At 46.0% G+C, this 20,431-nt stretch carries 21 protein-coding genes; 8 read left to right on the forward strand and 13 right to left on the reverse strand.

The genetic code is table 11. The annotated features are described in order from the left end of the window. Window positions 1-9 precede the first annotated feature (9 nt). The 5 genes from ICN46_RS03985 to rsgA all read left to right on the forward strand — a co-directional run bounded on the left by ICN46_RS03985 (window position 10) and on the right by rsgA (window position 6,191). Entirely contained in the window at window positions 10-1,038 is a 1,029-nt protein-coding gene (locus tag ICN46_RS03985; protein ID WP_216204819.1) for a Bug family tripartite tricarboxylate transporter substrate binding protein, read from the forward strand. A 9-nt stretch (window positions 1,039-1,047) separates the two neighbouring features. Continuing rightward, window positions 1,048-2,406 (forward strand): MmgE/PrpD family protein, encoded by a 1,359-nt coding sequence (locus tag ICN46_RS03990; RefSeq protein ID WP_216204821.1) that lies wholly within the window; start codon window positions 1,048-1,050, stop codon window positions 2,404-2,406. A gap of 26 nt (window positions 2,407-2,432) precedes the next feature. Continuing rightward, window positions 2,433-3,806: an MmgE/PrpD family protein gene (locus ICN46_RS03995; protein ID WP_216204824.1), complete on the forward strand. Its 1,374-nt coding sequence runs from the start codon at window positions 2,433-2,435 to the stop codon at window positions 3,804-3,806. A gap of 105 nt (window positions 3,807-3,911) precedes the next feature. Then, complete coding sequence (locus tag ICN46_RS04000; protein WP_216204827.1) at window positions 3,912-5,171, forward strand: M48 family metallopeptidase; 1,260 nt, start codon at window positions 3,912-3,914, stop codon at window positions 5,169-5,171. A 6-nt stretch (window positions 5,172-5,177) separates the two neighbouring features. Next, a complete protein-coding gene (rsgA, locus tag ICN46_RS04005) occupies window positions 5,178-6,191 on the forward strand; it encodes a ribosome small subunit-dependent GTPase A (protein ID WP_216204829.1) in 1,014 nt (337 codons plus the stop codon). Here rsgA and ICN46_RS04010 read toward each other — a convergent pair. From ICN46_RS04010 to rpsP, 6 genes are all read right to left on the reverse strand, one after another. Further along, entirely contained in the window at window positions 6,136-7,095 is a 960-nt protein-coding gene (locus tag ICN46_RS04010; RefSeq protein WP_216204832.1) for a CobD/CbiB family protein, read from the reverse strand. The two genes, rsgA and ICN46_RS04010, sit on opposite strands and share 56 nt — an antisense overlap. Continuing rightward, window positions 7,092-7,829 carry a CoA pyrophosphatase gene (locus tag ICN46_RS04015; RefSeq protein ID WP_216204835.1) on the reverse strand — a complete coding sequence of 246 codons (738 nt, stop codon included), beginning with the start codon at window positions 7,827-7,829 and terminating at the stop codon, window positions 7,092-7,094. The genes ICN46_RS04010 and ICN46_RS04015 overlap by 4 nt, the downstream gene beginning before the upstream one ends. 62 nt (window positions 7,830-7,891) lie before the next feature. Beyond that, window positions 7,892-8,284: a 50S ribosomal protein L19 gene (gene rplS, locus ICN46_RS04020; protein ID WP_216204838.1), complete on the reverse strand. Its 393-nt coding sequence runs from the start codon at window positions 8,282-8,284 to the stop codon at window positions 7,892-7,894. A 126-nt stretch (window positions 8,285-8,410) separates the two neighbouring features. Next, window positions 8,411-9,157 carry a tRNA (guanosine(37)-N1)-methyltransferase TrmD gene (trmD, locus tag ICN46_RS04025; protein WP_216204841.1) on the reverse strand — a complete coding sequence of 249 codons (747 nt, stop codon included), beginning with the start codon at window positions 9,155-9,157 and terminating at the stop codon, window positions 8,411-8,413. Between the two features lie 25 nt (window positions 9,158-9,182). Continuing rightward, window positions 9,183-9,746, reverse strand: a complete 564-nt coding sequence (gene rimM, locus ICN46_RS04030; RefSeq protein WP_216204845.1) for a ribosome maturation factor RimM — start codon at window positions 9,744-9,746, stop codon at window positions 9,183-9,185. 93 nt (window positions 9,747-9,839) lie between these two features. Next, a complete protein-coding gene (gene rpsP, locus ICN46_RS04035; protein WP_216204846.1) occupies window positions 9,840-10,085 on the reverse strand; it encodes a 30S ribosomal protein S16 in 246 nt (81 codons plus the stop codon). Window positions 10,086-10,322: 237 nt separating this feature from the next. On the opposite strand from rpsP, the gene ICN46_RS04040 reads away from it, so the two are divergent. After that, complete coding sequence (locus tag ICN46_RS04040) at window positions 10,323-10,853, forward strand: META domain-containing protein (protein ID WP_216204849.1); 531 nt, start codon at window positions 10,323-10,325, stop codon at window positions 10,851-10,853. A 26-nt stretch (window positions 10,854-10,879) separates the two neighbouring features. Further along, window positions 10,880-11,314, forward strand: coding sequence for a hypothetical protein (locus tag ICN46_RS04045; protein WP_216204853.1), 435 nt, complete (start codon window positions 10,880-10,882; stop codon window positions 11,312-11,314). 38 nt (window positions 11,315-11,352) lie between these two features. Here the strand turns inward: ICN46_RS04045 and ICN46_RS04050 are convergent, their stop codons facing one another. The 5 genes from ICN46_RS04050 to ICN46_RS04070 all read right to left on the reverse strand — a co-directional run bounded on the left by ICN46_RS04050 (window position 11,353) and on the right by ICN46_RS04070 (window position 17,570). Beyond that, a complete protein-coding gene (locus tag ICN46_RS04050; protein WP_216204856.1) occupies window positions 11,353-13,140 on the reverse strand; it encodes an acyl-CoA dehydrogenase in 1,788 nt (595 codons plus the stop codon). Window positions 13,141-13,190: 50 nt separating this feature from the next. Further along, window positions 13,191-14,135: an electron transfer flavoprotein subunit alpha/FixB family protein gene (locus ICN46_RS04055; protein WP_216204859.1), complete on the reverse strand. Its 945-nt coding sequence runs from the start codon at window positions 14,133-14,135 to the stop codon at window positions 13,191-13,193. Further along, the gene (locus tag ICN46_RS04060) at window positions 14,136-14,885 is read right to left on the reverse strand and encodes an electron transfer flavoprotein subunit beta/FixA family protein (protein ID WP_216204861.1); all 750 of its coding nucleotides are present in this window, start codon (window positions 14,883-14,885) and stop codon (window positions 14,136-14,138) included. It abuts the gene before it with no gap. 85 nt (window positions 14,886-14,970) lie between these two features. Next, window positions 14,971-16,623 (reverse strand): acyl-CoA synthetase, encoded by a 1,653-nt coding sequence (locus tag ICN46_RS04065; RefSeq protein ID WP_216204864.1) that lies wholly within the window; start codon window positions 16,621-16,623, stop codon window positions 14,971-14,973. 26 nt (window positions 16,624-16,649) lie between these two features. Continuing rightward, entirely contained in the window at window positions 16,650-17,570 is a 921-nt protein-coding gene (locus ICN46_RS04070) for a histone deacetylase family protein (RefSeq protein ID WP_216204869.1), read from the reverse strand. 75 nt (window positions 17,571-17,645) lie between these two features. Here ICN46_RS04070 and ICN46_RS04075 point away from each other — a divergent pair, with 75 nt between their 5' ends. After that, window positions 17,646-18,902 carry a lytic murein transglycosylase gene (locus ICN46_RS04075; protein WP_216860295.1) on the forward strand — a complete coding sequence of 419 codons (1,257 nt, stop codon included), beginning with the start codon at window positions 17,646-17,648 and terminating at the stop codon, window positions 18,900-18,902. Here the strand turns inward: ICN46_RS04075 and cysM are convergent. Both cysM and ICN46_RS04085 read right to left on the reverse strand, forming a co-directional pair. After that, window positions 18,899-19,810, reverse strand: coding sequence for a cysteine synthase CysM (cysM, locus tag ICN46_RS04080; protein ID WP_216204872.1), 912 nt, complete (start codon window positions 19,808-19,810; stop codon window positions 18,899-18,901). The genes ICN46_RS04075 and cysM overlap by 4 nt on opposite strands. Before the next feature lie 41 nt (window positions 19,811-19,851). Beyond that, window positions 19,852-20,271 carry a ComEA family DNA-binding protein gene (locus tag ICN46_RS04085; protein ID WP_255538736.1) on the reverse strand — a complete coding sequence of 140 codons (420 nt, stop codon included), beginning with the start codon at window positions 20,269-20,271 and terminating at the stop codon, window positions 19,852-19,854. Window positions 20,272-20,431: the final 160 nt, after the last annotated feature.

A 20,431-nucleotide genomic window follows, 5' to 3' on the forward strand; every position in this document is an offset into this window, starting at 1 on the left:
CAACCTTATATGTCTCAATCTAGTCAAGCTTCTCTTTTTATTGCAGGCTGCATTCGCGCCTTCCACCCTGTCAAAAAACTTAAAAATGCATTGGGTCAAGCAAGTCTTATAGCGAGCCTGTGTGTGCCAGCTCTAGCATTTGCTGCCTACCCTGATCACCCCGTAAAACTGGTTGTCCCTTTTGCGCCCGCTGGAGCTGTAGATGGAATCGCGCGACTTTTTTCCTCAGATTTTGGGAAAAATTTAGGTCAAACTGTGATTGTTGATAATCGACCTGGATCAGGGAGCACCATCGGCATACTGAGTGTTATTAAGGCGCCGCCTGATGGATATACGCTCTTACTGGGCAATATTGCAACCGCTTCTGCGCCTGCGATGTACCCAAAATCCACAATCAATCTTAAACTCCTTCAGCCGATCACATTGATTGGGAGATCGGCTTATGTATTGGTAGTGAAAAATGATTTTCCCGCTCAGAACGTACCTGAATTAGTCGCCCTATTAAAAGCTAACCCTGGAAAATTTAATTATTCATCTGCCGGCTCTGGATCGGCCATTCACCTTGCGGCTGAGCTTTTTAAAAATAAAGCAGGGGTTGATATTACCCACATCCCCTATAAAGGTGCGGGCCCCGCAATGAATGCCTTAATGGCAGGAGATGTGGAAATGATGTTTGGCTCTGTCGCAGAATTGAAATCTCAAATTCAGGCAAAACGATTTAGAGCGATTGGCGTGACTACCAACACTAGATCTTCCACGCTCCCCGATGTACCGACCATGATTGAGGGCGGCGTGAAGGATTACGATGTTGCGGGCTGGTATGGTGTCTACGCACCAGCCAATTTACCCAATGATGTATTGACGAAATTAAGAAAAGCGGCCGAACTCACCTTGGCCTCAGATGGCATTCAGCAATTACTAAAAAGATATGCCATGGAGCCCGTACAAGGTGGCTCAAAAGAGGCAGGCGATATGCTGGATGCTGAGACAAAGCGCTGGACAGAAGTCATTACTAAAGCAAATATTTACGCTGATTAAGGATTAAAAATGGGAATGCATATTAAAGAAGATGGAAGTCCTGCATATACAGAGGACTTCGCCACACACATCTCTAAGGTTAAATTTGAAGATTTATCTCCCGCAACAATTCATGCTGGTAAGCGAGGCATCTTAGACTGGCTTGGATGCGCCTTGATTGGCAGTCTTGATTCCACTCCAGACATCTTAATAGAGACCCTTAAGGAAGATGGGGCAGAACCTCAGGCGATTGTTTTAGGTAAAAAATCATCCCTGTCTTATATCAATGCGGCAATGGTAAATGGTCAGATGGGTCATTTATTAGATTTTGATGACACCCATATGGGTGGAGTTGTGCTGCATGCTAGCTCCCCTACTTTATCCGCACTATTTTCTGAATCGCAACGCCAAGCTAGTAGTGGTAAAAATTTTCTAGTTGCCTATATTTGCGGTTTTGAGGCTGGCGTTCGGGTTGGCCAATCATCTCCCGCCCATCATGCAGGAGGGTGGCACCTCACGGGCACTCTGGGGCACTTCTCAGCAGCAGTAGCTGTAGCAAAGCTATTGGGACTAAATGCTAGCCAAATGACGCACGCAATGGGTATAGCAGGCACGCAAGCTAGCGGCATGCAACAAAACCGCGGAACCATGTGCAAATCTTTCCATGCGGGAAAAGCTGCCGCTAATGGAATCTTATCTGCACGATTAGCTATGAAGGGCTTTAATAGCAGCGTAGAAATCGTGGAAGGCAAAAGAGGTTTCTGTCGCATCTACAGCGCTAGCTCGGCGCCGGAGCGCATGACTCATGAATTGGGTGTTGATTGGGAGATTGCCCGTAATGGCTTTAAGCCTTATGCATGTGGTGTTGTATTGCACCCGGCGATTGATGCGCTCATAGCACTGCGCCAATTGAAGCAATGGGATCATGACGCCATTGAGTCGATTGAGGTTAAGGTCAATCCCCTAGTTGTATCTATTACTGGCACACTAAATCCTAGCTCTGGTCTACATTCAAAATTTAGTATCTACCATAGTATTGCAGTTGCTTTCCTAGATGGCAAAGCGGGCATTGAGCAATACTCTGATCGTAGGGTATTGGATCCAATAGTTGAAAAGTTACGTCAAAAAATTACAGTGGCCGTTGATGAATCCCTACAAAGAGATCAAGCATATGCTCGCATTAATACTAACGCTGGCTCGGAAGAAATTTATATTGAACATGCCAAGGGAACAGTTGACCACCCCATGTCAGATGAAGATCTCATTGAGAAATTTCTCTCTAATGCCACTCCAGTCATTGGAGCTCAGAATGCCCAACAAGCCCAAAAAATGATATGGGATATTGATCGTGAGCAGGATATGAAAAAGCTTTTACAGCTTTGCAGATAAACAACTCACCTCATCACGAGCACCCTATGGAACTAATATCATCACCGATGCCAAAAGTGTCTGAGTACATCGCCAATGCACTCAAGCAGGATCTGCCGGACCATGTTCTTGAAAAAGTGAAGTTTCATTTTTTAGACACCGTTGCATCCATGATCTCTGGCTCCACAATGTTGGCAGGTGAAAGAGCAATTCAATTCATCAATGCACAAGGTGCAGCCGCTCCTCAGGCCAGCCTTCTCGGTACGAGGTTGAAAACAACGGCCATTAATGCTGCCTTAGCAAATGGAATGTTCGGCCATGCTGATGAAACCGATGACTCTCATGCAGAGTCCTTGACCCATCCCGGCTGCGGCATTGTTGCCGCGGTAATGGCTGCAGGAGAGCTACAGAATAGTTCAGGCATCGACCTGCTCAAAGCCATGACTCTGGGTTACGACATTTGCTGTCGTCTAACAAAGTCTTTACACCCTTATCAATTTAGGGCGAATGGGCATTCATCTCACACCTTTGGACCGAACTTTGGCGCTGCTGCCGCTGCTGGCGCCCTTTTTGGGGTCAACGCAATCCAAGCCAGATATCTCTTGTCTTATGCAGCTCAACAAGCCTCAGGAGTTTCATGCTGGATGCGCGATAAAGACCACATCGAAAAAGCTTTTGATTTTGGAGGAATGGCCGCTAGAAATGGAGTTACTGCGGCGATGATGGTCGCCAATGGTTTTACAGGTGTGGATGATGTTTTTTCAGGTGAACGCAATTTCTATGACGCCTATGGAATTGATCCACTCAGACAAGAACTTGGTGTTGACCTAGGCATTCGTTATGAAATTTTACAAACTAGTATTAAACGCTGGACCGTTGGCTCTCCAATTCAAGCGCCCCTTGACTGTGTAGATGAATTAATTCATACCCTTGGAAAAAAACTTGACCCATCTAATATCATTAACATTCACGTCAAGATTCCACATGAATCCTTAACCATCGTTAACAATCGAGAGATGCCTGAAATCTGTCTACAGCATCTAGTTGCCTTAATGATTATCGAAGGCAAAATGGATTTTCACCTGGCTCACGATCGAACTAAGATGGCAAATCCTGAAGTGCTCAAGCTTAGAAAATCCATTACCCTAGAAGGCAGTGATGAGCTATCAAAAAATATGCCGACTAGACAAGGGATTGTGCGACTAACACTCCAATCTGGCGAGAGCTTTGAAGTTTATACACGGGATGTGAAGGGTACACCAAATAATTCAATGACTCGGATAGAACTCGACAGAAAATGTACCGACTTGATTTCACCGATCCTGGGCGCCGAGCAAGCCAGAAAAATTTGCCAAGCCGTCTGGGAACTTGAAACCTGTGATTCGGCTCGAGATTTTGCATTGCTATTAACAAAAAAGTAATTTCTCGACGAGTTAGTGTTTTAGGGATAGCCTAGTTTTGGTCAAAAGCACTGCTTACGAGAAAAGTTTTAGGCTTATCTCATTTAAAGCAAAACTATAAATATAATGGGGGTCATGACATTCACCATTGTTTTCCTCATTGCCTTCATTACAAGCTTCGGCATACGCCACTGGCTAGCTCAACGTCAAATGCGCTTCGTCGCTCAACATCGGATAAATGTACCCATAGAGTTCACTGAAAAGGTCACGCTAGCAGAACATCAAAAGGCAGCGGATTACACTATCGCCAAATTACGGCTAGGTATTTTAGAGAACGGTGTCAGCGCCATTATTTTGATTGCCTTTACCCTGCTCGGTGGATTGCAGATTCTCAATCTATCTCTTTTGCAGTTGTTCGGTGATGGTATTGCCCAGCAGATTGCCTTACTGGGCTCGATTGCTATTATTTCCGGAGTAATTGACCTACCCTTCTCCTGGTACAAGCAATTTCATGTTGAGGAGCGCTTTGGCTTTAATCGCATGGATAAGAAACTATTCTTTATCGATTTGATTAAAGGTGTTGGTATTGGTGCGGCAATTGGTGTTCCACTGCTGTGGGCCATTTTGAGCTTGATGGCACAGGCTGGAGACCTTTGGTGGCTTTGGGCTTGGGTTGTACTAACTCTATTTAGCCTGCTAATGCAGTGGATTTTTCCTAGCTTTATTGCGCCTTTATTTAATCAATTTCAGCCTCTCCCAGAGGGTGCCCTGAAGACTCAAATTGAGGCCCTCTTGACGCGTTGCGACTTTGCGAGCCAGGGCTTATTTGTCATGGATGGCAGCAAGCGAAGCGCTCATGGCAACGCATTTTTTGCTGGCATGGGTAAAGCCAAACGGATTGTGTTCTTTGATACCTTAATAGAAAAACTAAATCCCGACGAAGTTGAGGCGGTATTGGCTCATGAACTTGGTCACTTTAAGTGCAACCATATTCGCAAACGTTTATTGGTGTCATTTGCCCTCAGCTTTGGTATGTTTGCCTTGTTGGGTTGGATCAGCACTCAACTATGGTTTTATACAGACCTTGGCGTCATGCCCAATCTGAATGGCTACAACGGTGGGCTAGCACTAGCTCTATTTATGCTGGTATCGCCAGTATTTAGCTTCTTCTTTACACCTCTAGCTAGCATTGCCTCTCGTAAACATGAATACGAGGCGGATGGATTTGCAGCCAGTAAATCTTCAGCAAAAGATCTTATCTCGGCACTGGTAAAACTGTATCAGGATAATGCTTCCACCCTAACGCCTGATCCGATCTATACCGCGTTTTACAGCTCTCATCCTCCTGCACCACTTCGCATTGCCAATCTTCAACGTCAAAGTTAAATACTGATGGAGCAATTTCATGCGTTACTAATTGCTTCCTACGGAAGGCACTATTTAGCGCAGCGTTTAATCAAAGACACTCATGAAAATGAATCTCCCGATGGCCCGCTAATTCAGGTAAGCACTCCTGCTAAACAACATATCGGTGCCGTAGGTGATCGAATGTTGCTAGAGATGACTTCGGCAGATCAAGCGCGCATCATTCAAATCGAGCCCAGAGAAAACCTTCTCTATCGATCGGATGCCTTTAAGAGCAAACTCATTGCATCTAATGTTGATCAAATTTTAGTTGTCTTGGCAACGCAACCTGCATTCTCACCAGACCTATTGGGCAGAGCAGTCGTGGCCGCAGAAACTAATCAAATTGGCTTGCATATCATCCTAAATAAATGCGATCTACCAGACAACTTAGAACAGGCTCGCAAAATCATTGCGCCTTATGCGCGGATGGGCTACCCAGTCAGTGAAGTTTCTGCCAAGTTTGATGCAACTTCAATGGAAGCATTGCGCCCTGCCTTGCAAGGCAAGGTCTCGGTATTTGTAGGGCAATCTGGCATGGGTAAATCGAGTCTTCTTAACGCTTGGGTACCTAATGCTGCCGCCCTTACCCAAGAGTATTCGGTAAGACTAGATACGGGAAAACATACCACTACAGCGTGCCGTTACTTCGAGCTACCAAAGACCTGGGGAAGAGATGCTCATGGCAAACTGGGGGCGCTCATTGATTCGCCAGGCTTTCAGGAATTTGGTTTAGCGCATATGTCAGTAAGTGAGCTAGAACATGCTTTCAGAGAGTTCAAGGGGCTGATTGGTAAATGCCGTTTTCATAATTGTGCACATCAATCTGAGCCTGATTGTGCGGTCCGTGATGCAGTAGCTAAAAATGAAATAGCGCCAGAAAGACTGGCGCTATTTAGGCAATTGCGATCTGATTCAAAAACAGCAGATACGCAGATTCAAGGGATTAGCCAAGCCAAAGAGAGATGGTCAGCATTAGCAATAAAGCCATCCAAGCGATAACCAAGCGCCACACCAAACCAATTGCGGAACGCATTGTCCGCTCAGTTGGCTCAAGACCTACTTCATAAACAATAGGTTCACCCGCTTCAGCCATACGCAAAGCTTCATCGCTATCAGGCTCGCTTAAAGGCTCTCCTAAGCGCACACCAAGCGCACCGCTACCTGCCGCAAGAATCACCGCTGATAATGAATCAGCCCATTTGCCAGTCAAATAACGCCAAGCATAGACTGCACCTTCAAAATTACCTACGATCGCAAAACCCATTGCAGTAATCCGGGCTGGAATCCAATCTAATACATAGAAGAAATGGCGAGCTGCCTCACTTAAATTAAAGTCACCCCTGTCCGACCAACGCTGGGCTGCAATATCGGCCAAGCGATAAAGCACAACGCCTGCTGGGCCCATAGGCATCATGAACCAGAACAAGACCCCAAATACATGATGATGAGAGCCGATAATCGCACGCTCTAAAGCCAGGGATATAACTTCAGCCTCATTCAAACTGGATACGTCCAACTCAGGACCATACCACTCACCTAAGGCGAGACGAGCTGCAGGTAAATCATGATTCTCAATCGCTTCATGCACCAAAGTAAATGAGTGGCTGAACTGACGAAAACCAAAAAATAAGTAAGCAATAGTCACATTCCAAATAAAACCCAAGATTGGATAAGTGAGCATGCAGGCTACATACACTATAAAAACTAAAAAGGTGGGAAGAATGAAGGCGACTAAACAGGCCATCCGCGCACCCACCGGGCTTGCTCCATCCTCAGTCTTGCCACCAAACTCACCGGCGACCCAATCTAGCCATCGAGCACTTACACGATGGATCCAATGATTAACTGATACCGGACGATACTGTTCGGCGATCAGGGCAAATAGAATAGAAAAGAAAGTCATACTTTTAATAAATGATACAGGTTACGTAACATTCCAGCTGTCGCTCCCCATATAAAGCGATCCTTGTAGGGCATTGCATAAAAGCTGCGGCTACCTTGGTCGCTCTGCCAAACCCGAATCTGGTGATTTGCTGGATCCATCAAAAATTGCAGAGGTACCTCAAATATATCCGCTACCTCGAATTCATCCAAGACATATTCTGCCTGAGGTTTGACCAAGCCAACAATTGGGGTCACGCTGTAACCGGAAACCGTCAAATACTCAGGTAATTGACCAATAATCTCGACCCGCTCTCGCTCTAGACCAATTTCTTCCCTGCTTTCGCGCAAAGCTGTCTCATGAGGACCGGTATCCTGAGGGTCCATGCGACCGCCCGGAAAGCTAATTTGACCAGCATGGTCCCGCAAATGATTAGTTCGCTGGGTCAATAAGATCGATAAACCATCCGGGTTTAGTAGCAAAGGAATCAGTACGGCAGCACGCGTAACCTTCCCAGCTGCTTGACGCTTGGCAATGATGTCAGCTGCAATCACATGTCGATTCTCATCGGTAATTTCTGGCTCCCATTCGGGCGGAGACTGAAATCGCTCTTGAATGGCCAAAGGACTTAAAAGATGAGGGGTCACCTTAGTCTGGTTATCGCAAATGCCTCTGATAGGGACTGCCTGCGCATCAAAACCTGCAGGAGCTGCAACATTGATTACATGTTCTTCAGGTTTCGATATCTTGGGCATATTGTTATTTTAGGGCAACAAAAAAGGCGACCAAGGCCGCCTTTTTCACTTCAAGCCGATCATTATTCAGCAGCTGGTACAGCCGCTGCTTTTCGTGCAGGAAGCTTTTCTTTGATACGTGCAGACTTACCTGAACGATCGCGCAAGTAGTACAGCTTCGCACGACGTACATCACCGCGACGCTTCACTTCAATGCTAGCAATCAATGGTGAGTAAGTTTGGAATGTACGTTCAACACCTTCGCCAGATGAAATCTTACGAACGATGAAGCTGGAATTGAGTCCACGATTGCGCTTGGCAATCACAACGCCTTCAAAGGCCTGGGTACGCTTACGTGTACCTTCAACTACGTTTACACCAACAATCACTGTATCGCCAGGAGCAAAACTTGGCAGTGTTTTATTGGCAGTTAAGCGAGCAATTTCTTCTTGCTCAATTTTTTCAATCAAATTCATTTTTAATCCTTAAACATCTTGTCAGCGTTTAATCCCGAGATATAAATCAACGGACCAGACAGAGGATGCAGTTAAATCAATTTCACTAAACCAAAACATAAGCGCCTTATTCAACACTGAGATGACTCACAGTGATTGAAGAAATAACTCATCTTCTCGGGTTAGCAACCCTTTGGCTCGGGCGGATTCAATTAAATCCGGCCTTAACCTAAGCGTCAGCTCTAAAGACTTATGCCGACGCCAATCTGCTATTTTAGCGTGATGTCCGCCTAAAAGCACGTCCGGCACCGATAAATTTTCATATATTTCAGGGCGGGTATAGTGCGGATGGTCTAAAAGACCATTAATAAAGCTATCCTGGACAGCAGAATCATCATCGCCCAGCGCCCCTGGGATAAGCCGAATAACCGCATCCATCATGGCCATAGCAGGCAATTCACCCCCAGAAACCACAAAATCGCCAATAGAAAGCTGTAAATCGATATTGCGATCTACAAAACGCTGGTCAATCGCTTCATAACGACCGCAAATAAAGTTGATATTGCCGTAACTCAGAATCTCAGAGGCCGTCTTTTGGGAAAAAGTTTCTCCCTGGGGCGCCAAAAGACAAATCGGTCCAGATTTAATGTTTTCAGACTCGTGAGCCGCCTTGATAGCATTTACCGTATCTTCCAATGGCTTAGCCATCATGACCATGCCAGGACCACCTCCGTATGCACGATCATCCACTGTTTTACGAGAATCACTGCAATAGTCACGCGGATTCCACAGATTGATGCTAGCCAAACCCTTTTCGTAGGCACGCCCAGTAATACCCCACTGCGTTAAAGCTTGGAACATTTCTGGAAATAAGGTGACGACATCAAAGCGCATAGTAGGGTTAAAAGTATTGACCGACTTACCAGTCAGCTTGCCAATCTAGCGTAATCGATTTATTGGGTAGATCCACATTGTGAACAACCTCTTTTACAAAAGGCACCAATTGTTTTATTGCCCGACTGACGGAGTCCCCTATAGCAATGACACCATGAGCACCATTTTCGGTAACATCCAAAACCTCACCTAAATGTTCGCCCTGAAGATTATTTGCCTGACAACCAATTAAGTCTACCCAGTAATAACTATCTTGATCAGCCTGCGGAAAATCCTTGCGCCCAACCAAGATTCGAGCACCCTTTAATGCAAGCGCTTGATCACGGTCTGCGATGCCATCCAAAGCAAGGATGACAGTACCGCTATGCATTTTTGCTTGCTTGACCTTGTATGGACGTAAAGAGGCCTGCTCTTGAAATGCAGAAACACCTGCGTCCCGTCGGGGGATCAGAGAAAGCCAAATTTCTTTTGAAGAAAGAAGTGCTACAGGGTCAGGGGAATGAGGGCGAACCTTCACTTGACCTTGTAAACCTTGAGCATCAGCGATTGCACCAAGCTCAATCAAATCGCTTAGGGATGGCGCGCTCATAATGAATTCACCCGGTCTCCCTAGATAACACTGCTGATGAATCCTGCTACTAGAAGCCCCATCATTTAGATAGGGTTTCTAGAAATGGAGTCTTTAGACTGCAGGATTATTCTTGATTAAACGAACAACCGTTGGGGAAATTTGCGCACCAACACCAGTCCAGTAGGTCAAACGGTCTTGAGCAATACGCATTGCTTGCTCTGACTCAGCTGCCTTAGGATTGAAATAACCAATACGCTCGATAAAGTTCGAGTCGCGACGATTGCGCTTGTCAGTAGCAACGATACTGTAAAAAGGGCGCTTCTTAGAACCGCCGCGTGCTAGTCGAATGACGACCATAGTTATTCCTTAAAATCTAAAATTAAAAACAGGTTGATTACAACCCAACGACATTTCTACAAAAATCTTGGGCTCAAGCTCACCGAGCAAATAAGTAAAACAAATGCACGGTATAGCGGAAAACCTCATATTCTAGACGAAAACCCCTACTTATTCCACCTATTTGAAGTCCTAAGTCAGTAGAATAGCTGCTTCAAGGTGATAAAAATTGATTAAAAAACAACGAGTTAGATAAATATGTCCCGCAAAAATAGCCTCGCTAGTTCGTTTAGAAGCAGCTTAAATCATTCATTCCTGGCATTTTCCTGTCTAGGTTTAAGTCTTTTAACGGCCTGCGCCAATGTCATCCCCCCCTGCGGAGCGAAGATCAGCCCCCCAACTCGAGAACTCAAAAATACCCAGTGGGAGCTTATCCGCTGGAATCTCACCCCCAACAGCAACGGTGAGGTGCGCGCTAGGCAAATTCCCCAAGGTGAAAGTAGCAACCCCATTCAAATCGTATTTGATGCGAATGGCGAACGCCTTAGCGGCTCCACAGGTTGCAATCGATTTACAGCCCAGATTAGCGAAGATGAACGTGGCTTTACCCTAGAAAAAATCACCAACACCAAAATGGTCTGCAGTCCACAACGCATGGAACTCGAGAACGATTTTCTCTATGAGCTCAATGATTACCGAACCATTGTGCGTGATGGCGATCGATTACTCATTATTGGTCGTGACCGTGAAGTGCTGAGCTTTGCGCAACGTGAAGTCAACAAAAAATAATCTCAATTAATAACACGAAGGTTTTAATGAAGCACTCTAAATTTATTTTCTGCTTACTAGGATTTATTTTTCCAGGAACCGGCTTTAACTGCATCTACTTACTCGGCCTCAAATCTTTTTGGGCATGGGCGCAATTATTTTCTTTGCTTGGCGGTGTTGGTGGCTGGTTTCTCTTAAAGGCGGCGCATTTTCATTCTGCGCCTGGCTGGGTTCTACTGACCCTAGGCTTTATGGCAATGGAGGCTAGCTGGCTCACAACGATTGCCTTGGGATTGCGGGCAGATGAAAAGTGGGATGCGCAATTTAATTCGGCAGGAAAAACACAATCGGGCTGGCCAGTGATATTGACAGTCATTTTTTCATTGGTATTTGGAGCGGCCGTAATGATGACCTTCTTAGCCATTTCCTTTGAGCAATTTTTCATCTCCCAAATTACAGAAGCAAAAAAGCTATCCCAGTAATGCGGATAGCTTATTAATAATAAGTGGTAATGGGTGCGTTAAAACTGCTCGACCGCTAAAGCATTAGTAGAGTGACCACCCTCTAAAATGGAAGTAGATAAGGCCTGCGCCTGAGGCAATAAGTTTTCCGCAAAGAAACGCGCAGTAGCAATTTTGGCACCATAAAAATGGGGGTCGCCGTCATACAAACCTTCGGCAACTAGAAGTGCGCGAGCCATTTGCCATGCACCTAAAACCAATCCACACAAGCGCAGATAAGCGAAGCTACCAGCATAAACAGCCTTCACTTCTTTTTTAGCATTAGCTAAAATATAAGCAACGGAAGCTTCAAAAGCTTCGCGTGCGGGAATAAATTGCTTAAGGACGGCTTTAGCATCAGCACTACTAGCTGCCGCCAGATCCTTTTCTGCTTGCTTCATCTTTTCTACCAAGACTTGAGCTGTGGCACCACCATCACGAACAGTCTTTCTGCCAACTAAATCATTGGCCTGAATCGCGGTTGTCCCTTCATAAATAGTCAGAATACGGGCATCGCGATAATGTTGAGCAGCACCAGTTTCCTCAATGAAGCCCATGCCACCATGTACCTGAACTCCTAAACTAGCTACATCAATCGACATCTCAGTAGAGAAGCCTTTTACGATAGGGACTAAAAATTCATAGATTGCCTGGCTGGCTTTACGAGTCTCTTCTTGCGGCGAAGCATGTTGCGCATCGCACTCTGCAGCGGCGTAATACGCCAAAGCCCTTGAGGCTTCAATGTACGCGCGCATCGTCATCAACATACGCTTCACATCAGGCTGGTGAATAATCGCCACAGGGCCAGGGGAGCCGGTAAGATCACGGCTTTGAATGCGATCCTTGGCATATTGCACTGCCTTCTGATAGGCACGCTCAGCCACTGCAATGCCCTGCATACCAACAGAGAAGCGTGCTGCGTTCATCATGACAAACATATACTCTAGGCCACGGTTTTCCTCTCCGACCAAATAAGCAATAGCGCCACCATGATCACCAAACTGCAATACTGCAGTAGGACTCGCCTTAATACCTAACTTATGCTCCAAAGAAACACATTGAATATCATTGCGCTCACCTAAGGAGCCATCAGCATTGACCATAAACTTGGGAGCCACAAATAAAGAAATACCCTTTACTCCCTCAGGCGCATCAGGAGTACGCGCCAATACGAGATGGACAATATTCTTAGCCATGTCGTGTTCGCCATAGGTAATAAAGATCTTGGTAGCAAAAATCTTATAAGTACCATCATCCTGTGGCACGGCGCGTGAACGCACCATAGATAAATCTGAGCCTGCTTGCGGCTCCGTGAGATTCATGGTGCCAGTCCACTCACCGGAAATCATTTTAGGAACATATTGCTTTTGCAGCTCTGGGCTAGCAGCAGTTAATAGGGCCTCGATTGCGCCATCAGTCAACATCGGACACAAGGCAAATGACAGGCTTGCTGAATGCACCATCTCAAAGCAGGCGGTTGCGATTAGCTTAGGTAGACCCTGACCACCAAATTCGGAGGGATGAATAACACCCTGCCAACCAGCCGCAGCAAATTGCTCGAAAGCCTCTTTAAAACCAGGAGTGGTATAGACCTCACCATCACGTAGAGCGCTCGGGTTTTGATCTCCAGGCCAATTGAGTGGAGCAACTACATCTTGATTAAACTTTGCCGCCTCCTCCAAAATAGCAGGGGCTAAATCCACGTCGGCACCAGTCTGGGCATACTCAGGATAAGCAACCACATCAGATAGCCCCGCTAATTCGTTCATCACAAATAGCATGTCTTTGACTGGGGCTACATATGGCATTACAACTCCTCTTTATTTAGATCAAATCATTAAATAGAAACATTAATGATCTAGCCAAGCGCTTTCGTTAATTCGGGAACGGCTGTAAATAAATCAGCCACGAGTCCGTAATCAGCAACACTAAAGATTGGCGCCTCAGGATCTTTGTTAATGGCAACGATCACCTTAGAGTCTTTCATCCCCGCTAAATGCTGAATCGCACCAGAAATTCCAACAGCAACATAAAGTTGTGGGGCAACGATCTTGCCAGTTTGACCCACCTGATAATCATTTGAAACATAACCGGCATCAACCGCGGCGCGTGATGCACCCAATGCAGCGCCTAGTGTATCGGCCAATGGAACTATCAATTCTTGATATTTATCTCCTGAACCTAAACCACGACCACCAGAAACAATAATCTTGGCTGCAGTTAATTCTGGGCGATCCGATTTGGTCAGCTCACGACCCACAAAGGTGGATGAGGAAGAATTACTGGCTGCAGCATCAGCAGCCGGCTTTTCAATACCAGCAGCTCCACCCGTTGCGGGAGCTGGATCAAAGCCCGTGGTACGCACAGTAATCACTTTAAGCGAGTCGCTAGATTGCACCGTAGCAATGGCATTGCCTGCATAGATAGGACGCTCAAAGGTATCGGGCGAGAGGACTTTAGTCACATCAGATAATTGAGCAACATCCAGCTTTGCCGCTACTCGCGGAAGAACATTTTTACCGTTCGCCGTTGCTGGAGCCAAGATATGAGTGTAGTGCGAGGCCAAAGAGAGAATCTGAGCTGCCAAGGGTTCGGCCAGCTGATCAGCCAAGGAAGGCGCCTCAACTTGGAGTACTTTACGAACACCCGCAATTTGAGAAGCAGCCTGTGCGACAACATCAGCGTTGTGTCCACAGACTAAAACATCTACCTCTGGAGAGCACTGCAAGGCAGCAGCAACGGCATTAAGTGTTGCAGCTTTTAAAGAAAGATTGTCATGTTCAGCAATAACTAGGGCAGCCATTTAAATCACCTTCGCTTCATTTTTTAGTTTTTCCACAAGGGCCGCCACATCGGCAACCATTACGCCAGCGCTTCGTTTTGGAGGCTCTTCTACTTTGATTGTCTGAAGACGTGGGGTTATGTCGACACCCAAGTCCTCTGGCTTAACAATCTCCAAAGTCTTTTTCTTGGCCTTCATGATATTAGGCAAAGTCACATAACGAGGCTCATTGAGACGCAAGTCCGTAGTAATCACTGCCGGGATTGAAATGGCAATAGTTTCCAAACCGCCGTCAACTTCACGAGTCACACTCGCTTTACCGTCTGCTACAACAAGCTTGGATGCAAAAGTAGCTTGCGGGATATCTAACAATGCAGCTAACATCTGACCAGTTTGATTGCTGTCGTCATCGATTGCCTGTTTACCCAAAATCATGATCTGGGCTTGCTCTTTATCGACGAGAGATTTCAAAATCTTAGCAACAGCTAATGGTTGCAGTTCAGCATTACTTTCGACCAAGATTGCACGATCAGCACCAATAGCCAAAGCGGTACGTAAGGTTTCTTGACATTGACTCGGACCAGCCGAAACTGCCACTACTTCGGTAGCAATGCCAGCCTCTTTTAAGCGCACAGCTTCTTCCACCGCAATTTCGTCGAATGGATTCATACTCATTTTGACGTTGGCAATATCTACGCCACTGTTATCAGATTTGACGCGCACTTTGACGTTGTAGTCCACCACACGCTTGACTGCTACTAAAATCTTCATCTTACTTTCTCAATCTTCAAAAAACGGTGCTCATTGATTAAAAACGGGGTACTTGTCTATTTTAGACGCCTTAAGAAGGCTTAGACTAAACATCAATCGCAGAAGCAGAGCCAGCCTTTTTCCGCAACTCAAATTTTTGGATTTTGCCAGTGGAGGTCTTGGGTAGCTCCCCAAAAACTACCGCCCTAGGGACCTTAAATCCTGCTAAATGCCTCTTACAGTGCGCGATGATCTCTTGTATGGTGACTTGGGCGTCCGGCTTTATTTCTAAGAACGCACAGGGCGTTTCACCCCACTTCGGGTCGGGCATCGCGACAACCGCAGCAGCAATCACAGCGGGATGCCTAAAAAGCACATCCTCCACCTCGATGGAAGAAATGTTTTCTCCCCCAGAAATAATAATGTCCTTGCTACGATCTTTAATCTTGACGTAACCATCGGGACTCATGACGGCTAAGTCACCTGAATGAAACCAGCCGCCCTCAAAAGCCTCCTTAGTGGCTTTCTCATTTTTTAGATACCCCTTCATCGCGATATTACCCTTGAACATAATCTCGCCCATGGTTTCACCATCAGCGGGTACAGGCTGCATTGTCTCTGGATTTAATACGGTAATAGCTTGTTGCATGTGGTAACGCACCCCCTGGCGCGCATTTAGGCGCGCACGCTCACCAATATCTAAGTCATCCCACTCATCCTGTTTCACACAAACTGCTGCCGGGCCATACACTTCAGTAAGTCCATAGACATGAGTTAAGTCAAAGCCTAATTTCTCCATGCCCTCAATAATCGATGCCGGTGGTGCGGCGCCCGCAATCAGACCTTTCACACCAGTTGGAACACCCAGCTTCATCTCCTCGGGGGCATTGACTAGCAGATTATGAACAATTGGAGCTGCACAGTAATGAGTCACCTTGTACTCTTTAATTGCAGCAAAAATATGTTGTGCATCAACACGACGCAGGCAAACATTAATACCAGCACGTGCTGCTACAGTCCAAGGAAAACACCAACCATTGCAATGGAACATCGGCAGGGTCCATAAATACACTGGATGCTTATTAATATCCCAATCTAAAATATTCGAGACTGCATTGATTGCAGCACCACGATGATGGTAAACAACACCCTTCGGGTTCCCAGTTGTACCAGAGGTGTAATTCAAGCAGATTGCTTGCCACTCATCCGTAGGAACTTGCCATAGATATTGTGGATCACCTTGTGCTAATAATTGTTCATAAGTAAGACTGCCTAGCTTTACACCAGAAACATCAAACTCGTTTTCCTCCACATCAATCACCAAAAAATCTCGGCCGCTTTCTTTTTTCGCAATCGCTAATGCCTCTTTCATGGTCCCTGAAAATTCAGGATCAACAATCACTACTTTTGCTTCACCATGATTCAACATGAAAGCAATAGACTGAGGATCTAAACGGGTATTGAGGGCATTTAAAACAGCACCTACCATTGGAATGCCAAAATGGGCCTCAACCATGGGCGGCGTATTGGGCAACATCACGGCTACCGTATCTCCAATCCCAATACCATGCTGACTGAGTGCACTTGCGAGACGTCGGCAGCGGGCATAAGTTTGCCCCCAAGTTTGACGTAAATTCCCATGAATTACTGCTAAGCGATTTGGATAAATTTCTGCAGATCGCTCTAAAAATAATAGCGGGGTAATGGGTGTGAAGTTTGCTGAATTACGCTCCAAACCTTGCTCGAAAATGTTTACCATTACTTTACCCTTGATATTGATTTTAATTAGAGGTCTGCCAAAGCTTTCACATGAGCAACAACACTACGACCCAATGCGGAAAGGTTGTAACCACCTTCTAGGCAGCTGACTATTCGACCGTGAGCATATTGCTCCGCCACCCCCTTTAATTGATGGGTAATCCAGACATAATCATCTTCTACCAAACCCATCTGCCCCAGATCATCTTCACGATGTGCATCAAAGCCAGCAGAAATAACAATCAGCTCTGGCTCGAAATCTCGCAAGCGTGGCAACCACTGCTCCTCCACGATCGAACGCACTACATCACCTCTTGTAGATGCCGGCAGCGGGACATTGACCATATTCTTCGCGCCATCTAAACCACTGTACGGATAAAACGGATGCTGAAAGAAACTGCACATCAGCACATTGGTGTCATTAAAAAAAGCAGCCTCAGTGCCATTTCCATGATGGACATCAAAGTCAATAATCGCGACGCGTTTGATGCCGTATTGCTCCATGGCATAACGCGCTGCGATGGCAACATTATCAAAAACACAGAATCCCATCGAGCGCGTTGGCTCGGCATGATGTCCTGGTGGGCGAACAGCACAAAAAACATTGCTTACCTCCCCCTTCATGACCGCATCCACTCCCGCAATGGCAGCTCCAGCCGCACGCAAGCATGCCCTCCATGTGTGTGGATTCATAATGGTGTCACCGTCAAGCATAAAATAACCACTCTCTGGAGAGCACTCTTTTACAAAAGCGATATGATCGGGGCTATGCACCAACTCCAATTGATCTTCTGTTGCCAACGGTGCATCTAAATGTTGGAGAAATGGGTCTAAACCGCTACGTATGAGCTGATCATTAATCGCCTGAATGCGCTCCGGGCACTCAGGATGGTGGCTACCCATCTCATGCTTTAGAAAATCTGGATGGGTTATGTATCCTGTTGTCATTATTTAAAACTTTCAAAAACAAAACTACAATTTTTTAATTTAATCAACGTGCCGTTATCCCAAAGCTGAAATCACTTGAAAATCTATTTCCAAATCTCTGGTCTCATTTTGACCCTGCTTCTTGGGGCATGCTCTAGCACCCCCGCACCACAAAGTAGCACTACTCAAGCTATCGTAAACCAAACCGATGAAGCAGCATCTGAGGTCCTGCTCACCCAAAATATCAACGAATTACTAGCGGAAGTAGCACGGACCCAGGAAATCCCTTTCCCCATACTTGAAACTAGCTTTAGCGATGCTAAGACAATTCCCTCGATACGCAAATTGGTATTACCCCCATCCGGCACTTTTAAGAAGAACTGGGTGGCTTACCGCAAACGCTTTATTGAGCCAGTCAGACTAAAAGCTGGAAAGGCCTTTTGGGAGCAAAACCATGCATTTTTGAGTCAGATTGAACAAGAATCCGGGGTGCCTGCCGAAATCATTGTCGCCATCATTGGCATTGAAACCATCTATGGGCGTCAAACCGGCAACTTCAGAGTCAAAGATGTCTTATCAACGCTGGCCTTTAGCTACCCCAATACACCTAATAAAGCCAGTCGCGAACAACTCTTCAAAGATCAACTGAAAGAGCTTATTTTGATGTGCTGGTCGGATGCAGGCGGTAAGCTGCCGGCCCAAAATAATGTTCAGGGGATTAGTGATCAACGCTTTAACACCTGCCTTAATCAAAATAGCTCCTATGCTGGAGCTATCGGTTTACCTCAATTTATGCCCAGCAGTATTCGCAGCTACGCGATAGACGGCGATGGAGATGGCCGCATTGACCTTCGCCTTAGCACCAAAGATGCTATCGCCAGCGTGGGTAATTTCATGAAGAAACATGGTTGGCAACCTGGAATGCCAATCTCCTTCCCAGTTCAAGACTCTGGTTTAAGCGAAGCCAAATTGCTGGCCGATGGTGAGCCCCAACTTAAATACAGCGTTGAAGAACTGATTCGCAAGGGAATTCTAAAGTCAGCGCAAGGCGACCTCCAAGCCGGTGGAGTGGCGCCGGATAGTAAAGCATTTATTGTGGATCTTCCCTACCCTGATGCTGAAGATAGGGACCAAGTTCACTACGTAGTTGGTTTAAATAATTTTCTAACGATTGTGCAGTACAACCGTAGCTATTTTTATGCACAAAGCGTTGCCGAGTTTGCAGAGGCCTTGGGCTATAAGAACCAGAGCGCCGCACCAACGAGCAAATCGATCAACGGAGCTACATCGATGAAAGCCGAGGAAACAAAAGTTAAAAAAACCAAGTCAAAGAAAAAGCCTAAATCATCTTAAGCTGGAAAAACGCCCGTAGATAAATAGCGATCCCCCCGATCACAGACAATAAATACGATCGTAGCATTTTTGACTTGACGGGCGACACGCAAAGCTACCACTAGAGCGCCACCAGCAGAGATACCGCAAAAGATACCTTCTTCCGCAGCCAAGCGGCGCGCCATCTCCTCTGCTTCAGCCTGAGTAACATACTCAATGAGATCAACTCTATTGCCTTGATAGATTTTTGGAAGATACTCTGGAGCCCATTTACGAATCCCAGGAATTTGCGAGCCCTCTTCAGGTTGTGCGCCAATAATTTGAATTTCGGGATTCATGGACTTAAGATAAGTAGAGACGCCAGTAATGGTACCCGTAGTCCCCATCGCAGAAATGAAATGGGTAACCTGCCCATCAGTATCTCGCCAAATCTCAGGACCTGTAGTTTCAATATGGGCACGCGGATTATCCGGATTAGCAAACTGGTCAAGTAACTTGCCACGCCCTTCTTTTTGCAGTTGCATGGCGTAATCTCTTGCAAACTCCATGCCGCCTGATGCAGCCGTCAGGATTAATTCTGCTCCATAAGCGGCCATACTTTGGCGACGCTCAATACTCTGGTTCTCTGGCATAACTAAGACCATCTTGTAGCCCAGCATTGCTGCAGTCATTGCTAGCGCAATACCCGTATTACCACTGGTTGCTTCAATTAGCGTGTCACCAGGTTTAATTTCACCACGCTCTTGTGCGCGCACAATCATCGACAGCGCAGGTCGGTCCTTCACCGACCCGGCTGGATTATTCCCCTCCAACTTACCCAAAATCACGTTGCCATTAGTCTCGTTTTCAAGACCAGGAATACGTTGCAAGCGAACTAAAGGCGTATTGCCAACAGTTTGTGAAATAGTTAAGTAGGAGGGTTTACTCATGGACCCATTTTAGCCGTAAGGCCAACTACACACGGAAGGGCTTAATTACGGCGACCTGCTCCCGCACGACCCTCATTAGGGCGAGGGCTATTTTGACCACGTGTGCTGCGTCGGCCAGCACCAGAACCTTCTTTTTTTGTCCTGCCATTCGGCTCACGAAAAGAGCCCGGGGCTTCGATGGTTAAACCGTTATCGACCATTTTTTCAACGGATTTCATGCCGATACCGCGTACACGTTTTTGCAAATCATTAGCATCTTGAAAATGGCCACCATCTAGTCGTTCAGCGATGATTGTTTTAGCTTTGGAGGGACCAATCCCCTTAATGCTTTCCAATTCAGTTTGCGTGGCAGTATTGACATTAATTGGTGATGCAATCACTGCCGAAGACGCTAACAATGTAGCAAATGCTACGGCCTTTAAAAAACGATGCGCACTACCTAATTTGAATTGATGTGTCATTCTTTCTCCAATCATAAAATCCGCAAACATGAAATATGCGCGGATCAATTACAACGATGCAAGATGGGGTCTGTTGACGACCTTCAGAAAAATCAGAAAGTACTGAACATTGACTTAATAAAAGCAGATATCTCGTGAAATTTTTGATCCACATCAAAAA

The sequence above is a fragment of the Polynucleobacter sp. Latsch14-2 genome (genome assembly GCF_018881925.1).
In the GTDB taxonomy this organism is placed as follows: domain Bacteria; phylum Pseudomonadota; class Gammaproteobacteria; order Burkholderiales; family Burkholderiaceae; genus Polynucleobacter.

What these genes read in the sequence shown, in the direction of transcription:
- ICN46_RS04010 (WP_216204832.1), bottom strand. Translation starts at nt 7,095, where the DNA reads ATGACTTTCTTTTCTATTCTATTTGCCCTGATCGCCGAACAGTATCGT.
- rsgA (WP_216204829.1), top strand. Translation starts at nt 5,178, where the DNA reads ATGGAGCAATTTCATGCGTTACTAATTGCTTCCTACGGAAGGCACTAT.
- ICN46_RS04060 (WP_216204861.1), bottom strand. Translation starts at nt 14,885, where the DNA reads ATGAAGATTTTAGTAGCAGTCAAGCGTGTGGTGGACTACAACGTCAAA.
- ICN46_RS04040 (WP_216204849.1), top strand. Translation starts at nt 10,323, where the DNA reads ATGTCCCGCAAAAATAGCCTCGCTAGTTCGTTTAGAAGCAGCTTAAAT.
- trmD (WP_216204841.1), bottom strand. Translation starts at nt 9,157, where the DNA reads ATGCGCTTTGATGTCGTCACCTTATTTCCAGAAATGTTCCAAGCTTTA.
- ICN46_RS04055 (WP_216204859.1), bottom strand. Translation starts at nt 14,135, where the DNA reads ATGGCTGCCCTAGTTATTGCTGAACATGACAATCTTTCTTTAAAAGCT.
- ICN46_RS04050 (WP_216204856.1), bottom strand. Translation starts at nt 13,140, where the DNA reads ATGCCATATGTAGCCCCAGTCAAAGACATGCTATTTGTGATGAACGAA.
- ICN46_RS04085 (WP_255538736.1), bottom strand. Translation starts at nt 20,271, where the DNA reads ATGACACATCAATTCAAATTAGGTAGTGCGCATCGTTTTTTAAAGGCC.
- rpsP (WP_216204846.1), bottom strand. Translation starts at nt 10,085, where the DNA reads ATGGTCGTCATTCGACTAGCACGCGGCGGTTCTAAGAAGCGCCCTTTT.
- cysM (WP_216204872.1), bottom strand. Translation starts at nt 19,810, where the DNA reads ATGAGTAAACCCTCCTACTTAACTATTTCACAAACTGTTGGCAATACG.
- rplS (WP_216204838.1), bottom strand. Translation starts at nt 8,284, where the DNA reads ATGAATTTGATTGAAAAAATTGAGCAAGAAGAAATTGCTCGCTTAACT.
- rimM (WP_216204845.1), bottom strand. Translation starts at nt 9,746, where the DNA reads ATGAGCGCGCCATCCCTAAGCGATTTGATTGAGCTTGGTGCAATCGCT.
- ICN46_RS04065 (WP_216204864.1), bottom strand. Translation starts at nt 16,623, where the DNA reads ATGGTAAACATTTTCGAGCAAGGTTTGGAGCGTAATTCAGCAAACTTC.
- ICN46_RS04070 (WP_216204869.1), bottom strand. Translation starts at nt 17,570, where the DNA reads ATGACAACAGGATACATAACCCATCCAGATTTTCTAAAGCATGAGATG.
- ICN46_RS03990 (WP_216204821.1), top strand. Translation starts at nt 1,048, where the DNA reads ATGGGAATGCATATTAAAGAAGATGGAAGTCCTGCATATACAGAGGAC.
- ICN46_RS04045 (WP_216204853.1), top strand. Translation starts at nt 10,880, where the DNA reads ATGAAGCACTCTAAATTTATTTTCTGCTTACTAGGATTTATTTTTCCA.
- ICN46_RS03985 (WP_216204819.1), top strand. Translation starts at nt 10, where the DNA reads ATGTCTCAATCTAGTCAAGCTTCTCTTTTTATTGCAGGCTGCATTCGC.
- ICN46_RS03995 (WP_216204824.1), top strand. Translation starts at nt 2,433, where the DNA reads ATGGAACTAATATCATCACCGATGCCAAAAGTGTCTGAGTACATCGCC.
- ICN46_RS04015 (WP_216204835.1), bottom strand. Translation starts at nt 7,829, where the DNA reads ATGCCCAAGATATCGAAACCTGAAGAACATGTAATCAATGTTGCAGCT.
- ICN46_RS04000 (WP_216204827.1), top strand. Translation starts at nt 3,912, where the DNA reads ATGGGGGTCATGACATTCACCATTGTTTTCCTCATTGCCTTCATTACA.